The organism is Pseudomonas sp. R2-60-08W (assembly GCF_003852335.1).
In the GTDB taxonomy this organism is placed as follows: domain Bacteria; phylum Pseudomonadota; class Gammaproteobacteria; order Pseudomonadales; family Pseudomonadaceae; genus Aquipseudomonas.
Genome location: NZ_CP027731.1, coordinates 1,229,350 through 1,242,026, shown reverse-complemented (window position 1 = coordinate 1,242,026; position 12,677 = coordinate 1,229,350). Strand labels below are relative to the sequence as shown.

Genomic DNA, 12,677 nt, shown 5'->3' with positions numbered 1-12,677 from the left:
ATCGTGAAGCAGGACGAGTTGTTAGAAGCGCAGATCCCGCTGCTATCAGACAGTGCGAGAAACAAACTTGAGCAGATCACCGAGGACATTCAGGCAGGTCGTGTCAGCCGCAAAAAAATCGGCAACTACACCTATATTGATTTACCCCAGGTAGAGGCAGGCGCGGGCCGTGGTCGATGGCGGGTGGCCATTGAGCGCACCGCAAAAGAGGATGGCAAAGATGTCTTCGTACTCCGAGGTATCTTTGATTATCACGGTGCCAGGCCGGTCGCCTGGGGAATGTAATGCCCCCTTAACCCTCGCCGCGCAGCTCACGCCACATGTGGATCTTGTCGAAATAGTCCAGGCCCACCCGCACCGCCAACGGTTCCAGGCCGTACTGGATAAAGCCGCAGCGCCGGTACAACGCAAAGGCGGCGTCATTGCCGGCGGTGACGGTCAGTTGGACCACCTTGAGGCGCGGGTGCTCGCGCGCCTGGTCGAGTGCCGCCTGCACCAACCGGCGGCCCAGGCCGTTGCGTTGATGGGCTTGAGTCACGTACATGCCGAATAACGTCACCTTGTGCCGCGCTTTCTCCCGAGGCTCGAACGCCAGGCCGACGATGCCGACCAGTGCGTCGCCGGCATATGCGCCGAGCAAACGGTCCAACGCACCGTCCAGGCGCTTTTGCCACCAACTCAACGGCATCGCTGCGCGCTCGGCGACGCTGGAGGTGAACGCCTGGGGATAAGCATCATAGGCCTCGAGCATCAATGCCCGATAGGCCTCGGCATCGCAGGGATTGAGTGGGCGAATCGTCATGCGCCGATCAGCGACGCGCGGTAGAGCGGCAGGATCTGGTCACGGCTCAGCGGCGCCAATGGCAGGCCGCCGTCGCCCATGGGGTCGATCCAGCGTATTTCTTCAATTTCAGCGGCCGGGGTGACCGCCACGTCGATGTGCAGCTGGAACATGTCGGCCTGCACGGTGAAGCCCGGCTCGTTGGCCGCGGGCCCCGAGAACTGGCCGAGGTACACAGCTTGTGCCGGATCGATACGCAGGTTCAGTTCTTCCTGCAGCTCGCGGGCCAGCGCCTCGACCGGTTGTTCGCCAGCGTCGATCTTGCCGCCGGGCTGCATGAACGCCAGGGTCCCGCGTTTGCGCACCAGCAAGGTCTGGCCGTGCTTGTCGATCAGGACCGCTGCAGCGATGCGGATAATTGAAGAGTTCATGTGGGAATCGTTATCTCGTCGGGTTGTTTGATAAATACGCTGTATTTTGCGCCCTCCATCGACTCGAACGCGATCAGCTTGTCCACCAGCGGCAGGTTCAGCACCTTGCCGGCGTTGAGCAGGAGCATACCGTTGTCGGCGTTGAGGTTGCGCGCCAGGACCATGCCGTCCTCAAGTTCGCGGGTGGTGAGGACTCTGACCGTAGGGTCGCCCAGGGTCACATCGCTGAGGAAGGTGGCGCAGGCCTGCACGAAATCCTCGACCAATTCCGGGTCGTAAAGGCGCCCGGCGTACTTGCGGATATACAGCAACGCTTCGTCGCTGTTCAGGTGCCGCTCCAGGATCAGGCCTTTTTGCAGCTCGATGAAGTCCACGGCCAGTTTCAGCAGCCGCGAACCCGCCGGGATCGCCTCGCCCTTGAGGTGGTCGGGAAACCCCGAGCCATCCCAACGCTCCTGGTGATGACGAATGATCCGCGCCGCGTCCTTCATCGGCTCCAGGGTCATCAACAGCGACTCGCTCTGGGTCGGGTATTCGCGATACAGCGCGCGGTGGGTGCTGTGCAGCTTGTCGGACGGCGCAACCATCATGCTGTCGGTCCAGCTCAGTTTGCCGATGTTGTACAGCGCCGCAGCCATGGTCAGGTCGCGGGTACTGGCTTCATCCATGACCTGGGCGGCGCAGTACACGCGGATCAATTCGATCAACGCGCGGTTGGTCTGCTTGTCCTTGGGCAACCGCAGGTTGGCCAATAGCGAAAACACTTCGGTACCGGTCACGTAGCTGCGCTTGAGCTCGTCGTAGGCCAGGTCGAGCATGTCGGCGGTCTGTTGCAGTTCGGCGGTACGCGCCGTCACACGCTTTTCCAGCGTGGCGTTCAGCGCTTTGAGCTGGTCGTTCTGCTCCCGCGCAAGGCGTTCAAGCCGCTGATGTTCGAGGGTTTGCTGCAAGACCAGCTGCAACTCTTCGTCATTCCAGGGTTTGCTGATGTAGCGGTGAATCTGCCCATCGTTGATCGCCTTGACGATGGTGGTCAGGTCGGCGTAACCGGTGAGCAGGATGCGGCCGGTGGCCGGGTACAGGCGGTGGACTTCCGCCAACAGCGTGGCCCCGTCCATACCGGGCATGCGCGCATCGCTCATCACCAGGTCGATGGGCCGGGTTGCCATGATCTCCAGCGCCTGGGCGCCGCTGGTGGCCAACACCACCTCGTAAGGCTGGCTGCGCAACAGGCGGCGCAGGCTGTTGAGGATCGACTCTTCATCGTCGACCAGCAGCACAGCGGACTTCGTAGCGAGTTGTTCATCCATGGCGACTCTGCCTTCAAATTAAACGATGTGAAGCTCAATTGAACCGGTGCGCCGTGCCGATCCAGGCCAGCAGCGCGAAAATGCTGTTGATTTGACGCCAACTGGCCGTCGATATCAAGGGAGCTCAGCTATGCTGTCACTGCATGTTCACACCCCTTTGCTTGTAAAACCAGGGAAGGAATCGTTATGCCGTCGAGTCTTCTGCACAGGCGCAGGGCACCATGACCCCGGAATCAGGGCGGGCCAACCGTCGCATCCTGATCGTCGATGACACGGCTTCGATCCACCAGGATTTTCGCAAGATCCTCTGCGCCGACGAGCACGGCGAGCCCTCGCTGGACACCTTGGAGTCGGCCCTTTTCGGCACCGCCGCGCCGGTACGCCAGGCATTTGAGTTGGACTCCGCCTACCAGGGCCAGGAAGCGCTGGCGCTGGTGAACAAAGCCCTGCAGGCCCAGGCGCCCTATGCGCTGGTGTTTATCGACATGCGCATGCCCCCCGGTTGGGACGGGCTGCAAACCATCGAACAGCTGTGGGATGTCGACCCCAACCTGCAAATTGCCCTGTGCACGGCCTATTCCGATTACTCCTTCGAGGCGATTGAAGCGCGCTTGAAGTACAACGATCAGTTGCTGATCCTGAAAAAGCCGTTCGATCACCTGGAAATCCGCCAGATGGCCAGCGCCCTGACGTGGAAATGGCAACTGGCCCAGGACGCGGCGCTCAAGGTGATCAGCCTGGAGCGCACCATCGAAGAACGCGTGCAGGAACTGCTCAAGGTCTCGCACCTGTTGCAATACGACGCCCTCACCGGGCTGCCCAACAGTACGTTGCTGGGCGACCGGCTGACCCAGGCCATCGCCCTGGGCCGGCGACATGACACGCAACTGGCGGTGATGTTTATCGGGCTCGACCGCTTCAAGCGCATCAATAATGCCCTGGGCTACCCGGTGGGCGATGAAGTGCTCGAGCAGGTCAGCCAGAACCTGGTGGCAACGGTACGTGCGTCGGATTCGGTGTTTCGCTACGGCGCCGATGAGTTCGTGATCCTGCTCAACGATATCCAGCACCCCCAGCAAACCCAGCACATTGCGCAAAAAGTGCTGAATGCCATCAGCGCGACGCGGCACGTCGCCGGGCAGGACCTGAGCGTGACCGCGAGCCTTGGGATCAGCGTTTACCCCAACGACAGCGCCGACGCGGTGGGGTTGATCAAGCAGGCTGAAACTGCCATGCACACCAGCAAGGAGCACGGCCCGAACGACTTCAGTTTTTATACCGAAGACATGAACCTGCGCGCCCGGCACCAGCAAAACCTGGAGAGCGCGCTGCGCCAGGCGCTTGAGCGCGATGAGTTGGTGCTGCACTACCAACCCAAGCTGGAACTGGAGTCCGGGCGGATCGTCGGCGCGGAGGCGCTGACACGCTGGTTTCATCCGAGGTCCGGCTGGATCAGCCCGGCCGAGTTCATTCCGATCGCCGAAGACAGCGGCCTGATCGTGCGCCTGACCCAGTGGGTACTGCGCCAGGCCTGCGCACAAGCCCAAGCCTGGCGGCACATGGGCCTGGCGCCGCTGCGCATGTCGGTGAATATTTCGGCGATCGACTTTCGCCAACGCAACTTCGTCGACAACCTGGCTGCCATCCTCGAACAAACCGGCCTGCCGCCCGCCCTGCTGGAGCTGGAAATTACCGAAAGCGTGCTGATGCAGAACGTCGACGAAACCGTGGCGATCCTGCAAAGGATCAAGGCGCTGGGGGTGCGCCTGGCCCTGGATGATTTCGGCACGGGCTACTCCAGCCTCAGCTACCTGCGGCGCTTTCCCATCGATGTGCTGAAGATCGACCAATCCTTCGTGCGCGGCCTGAGCATTAATAGTCAGGACGAACAACTGATCAGCGCTATCATCGGCATGGGTAAAAGCCTGAAACTGGACATCATTGCCGAAGGCGTGGAAACCCTCGACCAGCTGAATTTCCTCAAAGCCCAGCGCTGTGAGGAGGGCCAGGGTTTTCTCTTCAGCAAAGCGTTGGCGCCGAAGGATTTCGTCCAGTTGCTGCAGGTGGGTAGCGCGACACTGATGCCCGATCAATAGCCCCAGGCCGCAAGGAGTGCTCGCTTGAGCCATGTTTCAACTGTCCGTACCGGCTTCATTCTCGCGTTGTGCCTGGGCAGCGGCGCACCGCTGGCCGCCGCACCGCTGAACGAGGCGCTCAAGCCCATGCCGGCGATACCGGCGCTGGACCCGGCCAAGGTTGAGCTGGGCCGCCAGTTGTTCAACGAGCCGCGTCTGTCGGCGAATAACACGCTGTCCTGCGCCAGCTGCCACCGCCTGGAGTCCGGCGGCGCCGACAACAAGCCGTTCTCGATCGGCGTTGACGGTAAACCTGTGGTGCTCAACACGCCTTCGGTGTTCAACGCCAGCCTGAATTTCAAGCAGTTCTGGAATGGTCGGGTAGACACGCTGGAAGCACAGGTTGATCAGGTGGTCACCAGCCCCGTGGAAATGGGCAGCGACTGGAACACCGTGGTGCAGAACCTGGCGGCCCTGCCCGTCTACCAACGCGCCTTCGCCCAGTCTTACCCCGATGGCCTCAGCGCCGCCAACGTGCAAAACGCACTGGCTACCTATGAGCGCACGCTGCTCACGCCCGACTCGCGCTTCGATCAGTATCTGCAGGGCAACACCGCGATACTGACCACCCAGGAAAAGTACGGCTACCAGCGCTTCAAGGAGTACGGCTGCATCGCCTGCCACCAAGGCGTGAACATCGGCGGCAATATGTTCCAGAAATTCGGAGTGATGGGCGATTACTTCCAGGCACGCGGCAACCCGCAGGAGACGGACCTGGGGCGCTACCTGCTGACAAAGGACGAAGAGGACCGCTATGTGTTCAAGGTGCCCAGCCTGCGCAATGTCGCCGTCACCGCGCCGTATTTTCACGACGCTTCGGCCAAGACCCTGGAAGAAGCAGTCGATGTGATGTTCAAGTACCAACTGGGGCGTAACCCGACCCAGGAAGACAAGGACCTGATTATTCAATTTCTCAAGACCCTGACCGGTAACTGGGCGGGCAAGCCCCTATGAGACGCTTGTCACGCCTGTATCGCCGCCGCGCCAGCCAGGTGTTGCTTGGCCTGATGACTCTGTTTCTGGCCTCCACGCTGGTGTTTTTGTACCTCAAGTCTTCCCGCGACCAGACGGCCACTTATACCCTGTCGCGCGACCTGATCCGCCAGCTCCAGCAGCTCAATGCCCAGTGGGACAGCGAAGTGCTCAAGGCGCGGATCGCGCTGACCCATAACTACGACCCGCTGGTCATGCCCCTGACGGAAATGACCCGGATCGGCGCTGAACTTGCGAGCCGCGGCGCCTACCACAGCGCTGCCGACCTGCCGGGTTGGCAAGCCAGCCAGGCGGCCTATCAGGCGGCCATCCAGGACAAAGCCCGGCTGGTGGACCAGTTCAAATCCCACAACGCGGTGTTGCGTAATTCGCTGGCGTTTCTGCCGACCGCCGAAGATGACATCCAGGCCCAATTCAACAGCATTGACGACGAAGGCCGCCTGCAAATGCAAAGCGTGGCCACCGACACCTACGACCTGCTGCTCAGCAGCCTGGAGTTCGCCCAGGTCACCAGCGACGAGCGCGCCGCCGATATCCTGGTGGGCCTGGGCAAACTGGCGATCAACAAACAGAGCCTGCCCGTCGAGTTCCAGGCGCCGGTGGATATCCTCAGCAATCATATTTCGCTGATCCTGCGCGAACAGCCTGTGGTCAACAGCCTGCTCGAACGGATTGCTGCCGTGCCCGTGGCCGAGCACCTCGACGCGCTGACCACCCACCTCGATCAGGACCAGCAGGCCGCCGATCTCATCGAACATCAATACCACCGCTACCTGCTGGTGTTCTCGACGTTGCTGGTGGTGCTGCTGCTCTACCTGGCCGTGCGCCTGCTGCGCAGTTTCGCCGAGATCAACCGCGTCAACCGCGCCTTGCAATCGGCCAACGAAACCTTGGAACAACGGGTGGAACGGCGCACGCAACAACTCAAGGACGCCCAGAGCGAGCTGCTCGACAGCGCCCGCCAGGCAGGCATGGCAGAGATCGCCACCAACGTGCTGCACAACGTCGGCAACGTGCTCAACAGCGTGAATATTTCCGCCGACCTGGTCAGCCGCAAACTGCGCAGCAGCAAGGCCTTGGGCCTGGGCAAGGCCATGCAACTGATCAACGCGCATCAGGGCGACCTGGGCAGCTTTCTCACCGAGGATGAAAAAGGCAAATTGCTGCCGGGCTACCTGAACCAACTGGTGGACGCGATTGCCATCGAGCAGCAAGGCATGAGCGATGAGCTGGCGCAGCTGAGCAAAAGCGTCGACCACATCAAGGACATCGTCTCGACCCAGCAATCCTATGCCGGCGCCTCCACACTGCTGGAGCCGGTGGACATTGGTGGCTTGATGGACGATGCCTTGCGCATGAACGCCGGCGCGTTGACGCGTCACCACGTCACGGTGGTCAAGGAATACGCGCCGGTGCCGCAGATTCTGGGGGACAAACATCGGTTGCTGCTGATCATGGTCAACCTGATCAGCAACGCCAAGTACGCCATGACCGGTCTTTCCGAGCGACCACGGCAAATCACCCTGAGGGTCGAACAGGTAGGTGACCAGACCCTTAAAATCAGTGTGAAGGACGATGGCGAAGGCATACCGGTCGAAAACATGACGCGGATCTTCACCCACGGCTTTACCACCCGTAAGGAAGGCCACGGCTTCGGCCTGCACAGCTGTGCCCTGGCCGCCGTGGAAATGCACGGCCAGCTCACGGCTCACAGCGACGGACCGGGCCTTGGCGCGGTGTTTACCTTGACGATTCCCTTGACCCTTGTCGGAAGTACCGCATGAACCAGCCTCCCAACCGGCGCATCCTGCTGATCGATGACACCCCGTCCATCCATGAGGATTTCCGCAAGATCCTGATGCCGAGCGCAGAATCCAACCTGGCGCTGGACGAGATGGAGTCGGCGCTGTTTGGCGACACCGCCACGCCGCAAGCCCAGGCGTTCGAGCTGCACTGCGCCTATGGCGGCGAAGAAGGCCTGGCCTTGCTGACCACCGCCATGGCCGAACAACGCCCTTACGCGCTGGCCTTCGTTGACATGCGCATGCCCCAAGGCTGGGACGGCGCGAAGACCATCGAGCAACTGTGGAAGGTCGCACCCGACCTGCAAGTGGTGGTATGCACCGCGTACTCAGATTATTCCTGGGATGACCTGTTGTCGCGCCTGAACGCCTATGACCGCTTGCTGATCCTGAAGAAGCCGTTCGACAACATCGAAGTCCAGCAAATGGCCAACACCCTGGCCAATAAATGGGACATGGCCCGGCGCGCGTCCCTGCAAACCCAGCATCTGGAACAGCTGGTGGAACAACGCACCCAGGCGTTGCAGTTGGAAATCAACGAACGCAAGCACCTGGAAAGCCAGCTGGTGCAATCGGAGAAGCTGGCCTCACTGGGGCAACTCGCGGCCGGCGTCGCCCATGAGATCAACAACCCGGTGGGCTTTATCTCATCCAACCTCAGCACCCTCGACAGCTACTTCAACCAGCTGCAACAGATGCTGGAGGCATATCAACACAGCGAAGCGCTGATCCCGGCGCAGGATCAGCGTGACCGGCTCAAGGCGTTGCGCACAGAACTGGAACTGGAGTTTCTCAAGGAAGACATTCCGGTGCTGATCCGCGAGTCCAAGGACGGCATTGGCCGCGTGGTACAGATCGTCAAGGACCTGAAGAACTTCTCGCGGGTGGATAACGACCAGACCTGGCAGTTCGCCAACCTGCAACAGGGCATCGATTCGACGCTGAACATCGTCGCCAGCGAACTCAAGTACAAGGCCGATGTGGTCAAGCACTACACGCCCCTGCCGGACATCGAATGCCTGGCCTCGCAGCTCAACCAAGTGGTGATGAACCTGGTGATCAACGCCGCCCAGGCCATGGGGCCAGAGCGCGGCACCATCACCATCAGCAACGGCGTGGACGGCGACACCATCTGGTTGGAAGTGGCGGACAACGGCTGCGGCATTGCTCCCGACACCGTGCAGAAGATTTTCGACCCGTTCTTCACCACCAAGCCGGTGGGCGAAGGCACCGGGTTGGGGCTGTCATTATCCTACGGCATCGTCAAGAAACACCGGGGGCATATCTCGGTCAGCAGCGAGCTGGGCAAGGGCACGACGTTTCGGGTGGTGCTGCCGATTCGGCAGACGGCGGCGTAGGGCCCGCCGCCGGGTACGGCCAGTGACCCATCAAGCCTGCAGCGCTATTTTTTGCTGGCGCAGCGTCGCGGCCAGGTCTAACAAGCCTGAACCTTCGCGCAGCCCTTTTTTGACGGACTCAGGCGTGGCTTCGTTCTTTACCACCGCGCCAACGTAACCCTCCGCCATCGCCTTGTAGTCTCCGGTAACCGCGCCGAGAAGCGCCTTGTCAAAACCGTCTTCGCGGGTTTTACGAAACCCGTCCAGCGCCCCGCTGATGGCGCCATCAAGGCCTGGCTTAGCCTTTGCAATTCCCTGCAGCACGTTGCTCATGCCTGGGATAAACCACAGGCTCTTGGCCGCGTCAGCGGCAAACCGCTGGAATTTTCCCGGTGGGGTGCCGTCGCGCAACGCGTGGGAAGTGTGCTGATGCTGAGCGGATTGCATCCGCTGCTCACGGTCGATCGCGGCGGACGCGCCCTGATGAATAATGGAAGGGCCGAAAGCGGCAGATATGTTCGACATGAGCGATGACTCCAAATGCATGAGAGAAAGGGCGTCCTGCACAATAGTGGCCGCCTTTCGCCGAACGGTTCCATGGCCCGCGCCTGTGCAAATACCGCCCCAGGGCCTTCGATCCTTGTTCCCTGTTTCAGTACAGGCGCAGAATGGCGGATCGACCTCAAGAGTCCGAACCAAGGAAAACCGTATGAGCCTGTCGTTACTAAGCCGTTACGCGTTCTTTGCCGCATGCGTCATATTCACCCTGACCAGCCTGCCCTTTATCGAACATGAATGGCTGTGGCCCATCACCATAGTCACCGGCCTGCTCAGTTTGATCGGCATTTTCGACCTGCTGCAAAGCCCCCACGCCGTGCGCCGCAACTACCCGATCCTGGGCAATATCCGTTACCTGGTGGAAGCCATCCGCCCGGAAATCCGCCAGTACCTGCTCGAATCCGACAGCGATGCCCTGCCCTTCTCCAGGGCCCAACGTTCGCTGGTGTATTCGCGCGCCAAGAACGAAACCGCCGACAAGCCCTTCGGTACCTTGATCGACGTCTATCAGTCGGGCTTTGAATTCATCGGCCACTCCATGCGGCCCGCGCCGTTGAGCGACCCTAGCGCGTTCCGCGTGATGGTCGGCGGCCCGCAGTGCACACAGCCGTACTCGGCGTCGGTGTTCAATATTTCGGCGATGAGTTTCGGCTCACTGAGCGCCAACGCCATTCGCGCGCTGAACCAGGGCGCCAAACTCGGCAACTTCGCCCACGACACCGGCGAAGGCAGCATCAGCCCCTACCACCGCGAAAACGGCGGCGACCTCACTTGGGAGCTGGGTAGCGGTTACTTCGGCTGCCGTACCAGTGACGGCCGCTTTGACCCGGAACGCTTTGCCACCCAAGCACAGGACCCGCAAGTGCGCATGATCGAGATCAAGATGAGCCAGGGCGCCAAACCCGGTCATGGCGGGATCCTGCCCAAACATAAAGTCACCCGGGAAATCGCCGACACCCGCGGCATCATGATGGGTGAGGACTGCATCTCGCCGTCACGCCACAGCGCATTTTCTACGCCGATCGAACTGATGCAGTTCATCGCCCAACTGCGCGAGTTGTCCGGCGGTAAACCGGTGGGGTTCAAGTTCTGCCTGGGCCACCCCTGGGAGTTCATGGGCATCGCCAAAGCCATGCTCGAAACCGGCATCCTTCCGGACTTTATCGTGGTCGACGGCAAGGAAGGTGGCACGGGCGCGGCACCGGTGGAGTTCACCGACCACATCGGCGTGCCGCTGCGCGAAGGCCTGCTGTTCGTGCACAACACCCTGGTGGGCCTGAACCTGCGCGACAAGATCAAGCTCGGCGCCAGCGGCAAGATCGTCAGTGCCTTCGACATCGCCAGTGTGCTCGCCATCGGCGCCGACTGGGCCAACTCGGCGCGCGGCTTTATGTTCGCCATCGGCTGCATTCAGTCGCAGAGCTGTCACACCAATAAATGCCCGACCGGCGTCGCTACTCAGGACCCACTGCGCCAACGTGCGCTGGTGGTGCCGGACAAGGCCCAGCGCGTGTTCAACTTCCACCGCAATACCCTCCACGCCCTGGCGGAAATGCTCGCCGCCGCCGGGCTGGAACATCCGTCGCAGTTGTCGGCCAAGCACTTGGTGCGACGCATGTCGGCGACCGAGATCAAGCTGTTCTCGCAGTTGCATGTGTTCCTCAAACCGGGCGAGCTGCTCACCGGCGAGGTGAATGGCGAGTTCTATTCCCGTATGTGGCAGATGGCGCGGGCGGACAGTTTTGAACCGCATGAAGTAGCCGCCGCCTGATTCACACGGTTGAAGCCTGCCCGGCCTTCGGGCAGGCCATTGAGACATTCGGTAATACCCAGCCTTTGCAATTGCTTACAAATACCGCCAACCTGCGCCCGCCCGGCGTGCGGCGTACGACAACGCGCGCGCTCGCCACTCTTCACTCAACAACTTGTTCAAGAGCCCGCTGCCATGCTGAACGGACGCGACCCACGCATCGATTTTTTTCGGGGCCTGGCGTTGATCTTCATTTTCTGGGATCACGTTCCCCACAATCCCCTGGCCCATGTCACCGTGCAGAACATCGGGTTCAGTGACGCCGCCGAAATCTTCGTATTCCTGGCCGGCTACGCGGCGGTACTGGCGTACGGCAAGATCCTGCAGCGTGATGGTTATTTCATCGCCTGTTTAAAGATCCTGCGCCGGGTGTGGACGCTCTACGTGGTGCATATTTTCCTGCTGGCGCTGTTGATGGGCATCGTGATATTCGCCAACAGCCATATCGAAACCCGCGACCTGGTGCAAGAGATGGGCCTGGAGTATTTCCTCAACAATACCCAGCAGGCCCTGGTCGATGAATTGCTGCTGCGGTTCAAGCCCAACCTGACCGACCCTTTGCCGTTGTATATCGTGCTGATTCTGAGCCTGCCCCTCACGCTGCCGTTGCTGTTGCGTGTGCCGAGGATCGCGGTGGCCGTTTCTGTGGCGGTGTACCTGCTGGCGCCCTGGCAGGGCTGGAACCTGCCGGCCAGCAACGGCGGGGTCTGGTACTTCAACCCGGTGACCTGGCAGTGCCTGTTTATCCTCGGTGGCGCGGCGGCCTTGCGTTCAGCACGCCCGGCTGACCCGCGGCCTGTGCTGCGCCAACCATTGTTCCTGGCGGCGGCGGCTTATGTGCTGACGAGCTGCGTGATCACCCTGTCGTGGCGCTGGCCCGAGGTGCACGACGCCTGGATGCCAAGCCTGATCGGCGAATGGCTGTACCCCATCAGCAAGACCGACCTGTCACCGGTGCGCTTGCTGCACTTTTTGGCCCTGGCCTATGTCACCGCCAAATTGCTCCCCGGTGTCGGCTGGACGCAACACAGGTTGGCCCGGCAACTGGCGCGGATGGGGCGCTACTCCCTGGAAGTCTTTTGCCTGGGTGTGGTGTTGGCGCCGTTGGCGGACATGGCCAACGCCCTGACCGGTGACACCATTGCCATGCGGATATTCACCGCGCTGGTGGGGGCCGCAGTGATGATGCTGTTTGCCGCGTGGCTGGAATTCAACAAGCAATTGGACCAGCGCAGAGCCGCTGTCGCCGCGCCTGGTTAGTGCCCGGCTGATTGACATGTAGGAGGGGGCTTGCTCCCGATGGCGGTGTATCAGCTGCATGTTAGCTGGCTGACATACTGCCATCGGGGGCAAGCCCCCTCCCACATTGGTTTTGCGGCGTTTATTCGATCAGGACAATGCTATGCGCCCAACCAGGACCAGCACAAATCGCGTTGTCGCTGCAGGTCTAAATGTGGGAGGGGGCTTGCCCCCGATGGCGGCCTGACAGACGACCAGGATGTTGGATCAGAGCGAGTACA

At 61.2% G+C, this 12,677-nt stretch carries 11 protein-coding genes; 7 read left to right on the top strand and 4 right to left on the bottom strand.

The genetic code is table 11. The features are described 5' to 3' along the window. Positions 1–3: 3 nt before the first annotated feature. Positions 4–285, top strand: coding sequence for a hypothetical protein (locus tag C4J90_RS05495; RefSeq protein WP_124419379.1), 282 nt, complete (start codon positions 4–6; stop codon positions 283–285). Between the two features lie 7 nt (positions 286–292). Here the strand turns inward: C4J90_RS05495 and C4J90_RS05490 are convergent, their stop codons facing one another. The 3 genes from C4J90_RS05490 to C4J90_RS05480 are packed head-to-tail and all read right to left on the bottom strand — an operon-like array spanning position 293 to position 2,522. Continuing rightward, positions 293–802, bottom strand: coding sequence for a GNAT family N-acetyltransferase (locus tag C4J90_RS05490; RefSeq protein ID WP_124361485.1), 510 nt, complete (start codon positions 800–802; stop codon positions 293–295). After that, complete coding sequence (locus tag C4J90_RS05485; RefSeq protein WP_124361484.1) at positions 799–1,212, bottom strand: NUDIX domain-containing protein; 414 nt, start codon at positions 1,210–1,212, stop codon at positions 799–801. Before C4J90_RS05485 ends, C4J90_RS05490 begins: the two co-directional genes overlap by 4 nt. Further along, a complete protein-coding gene (locus C4J90_RS05480) occupies positions 1,209–2,522 on the bottom strand; it encodes an HD domain-containing phosphohydrolase (RefSeq protein WP_124419378.1) in 1,314 nt (437 codons plus the stop codon). The genes C4J90_RS05485 and C4J90_RS05480 overlap by 4 nt, the downstream gene beginning before the upstream one ends. A 221-nt stretch (positions 2,523–2,743) precedes the next feature. Between C4J90_RS05480 and C4J90_RS05475 the strand changes: the two genes are divergently transcribed. Genes C4J90_RS05475 through C4J90_RS05460 form a run of 4 tightly spaced genes read left to right on the top strand, consistent with a single transcriptional unit; the run spans position 2,744 to position 8,810 of the window. Beyond that, positions 2,744–4,618, top strand: a complete 1,875-nt coding sequence (locus C4J90_RS05475; protein ID WP_124419377.1) for a bifunctional diguanylate cyclase/phosphodiesterase — start codon at positions 2,744–2,746, stop codon at positions 4,616–4,618. A 24-nt stretch (positions 4,619–4,642) separates the two neighbouring features. Further along, complete coding sequence (locus C4J90_RS05470; protein ID WP_124419376.1) at positions 4,643–5,611, top strand: cytochrome-c peroxidase; 969 nt, start codon at positions 4,643–4,645, stop codon at positions 5,609–5,611. Continuing rightward, positions 5,608–7,434 (top strand): DAHL domain-containing protein, encoded by a 1,827-nt coding sequence (locus C4J90_RS05465; protein ID WP_124413953.1) that lies wholly within the window; start codon positions 5,608–5,610, stop codon positions 7,432–7,434. Before C4J90_RS05470 ends, C4J90_RS05465 begins: the two co-directional genes overlap by 4 nt. Next, a complete protein-coding gene (locus C4J90_RS05460; protein ID WP_124419375.1) occupies positions 7,431–8,810 on the top strand; it encodes an ATP-binding protein in 1,380 nt (459 codons plus the stop codon). The genes C4J90_RS05465 and C4J90_RS05460 overlap by 4 nt, the downstream gene beginning before the upstream one ends. 30 nt (positions 8,811–8,840) lie before the next feature. Here the strand turns inward: C4J90_RS05460 and C4J90_RS05455 are convergent, their stop codons facing one another. Continuing rightward, the gene (locus C4J90_RS05455; RefSeq protein WP_124361478.1) at positions 8,841–9,356 is read right to left on the bottom strand and encodes a hypothetical protein; all 516 of its coding nucleotides are present in this window, start codon (positions 9,354–9,356) and stop codon (positions 8,841–8,843) included. Positions 9,357–9,498: 142 nt separating this feature from the next. On the opposite strand from C4J90_RS05455, the gene C4J90_RS05450 reads away from it, so the two are divergent. Both C4J90_RS05450 and C4J90_RS05445 read left to right on the top strand, forming a co-directional pair. Then, positions 9,499–11,118, top strand: a complete 1,620-nt coding sequence (locus C4J90_RS05450) for an FMN-binding glutamate synthase family protein (RefSeq protein WP_124419374.1) — start codon at positions 9,499–9,501, stop codon at positions 11,116–11,118. Positions 11,119–11,292: 174 nt separating this feature from the next. Beyond that, positions 11,293–12,417 carry an OpgC family protein gene (locus C4J90_RS05445; protein WP_124419373.1) on the top strand — a complete coding sequence of 375 codons (1,125 nt, stop codon included), beginning with the start codon at positions 11,293–11,295 and terminating at the stop codon, positions 12,415–12,417. Positions 12,418–12,677 lie beyond the last annotated feature (260 nt).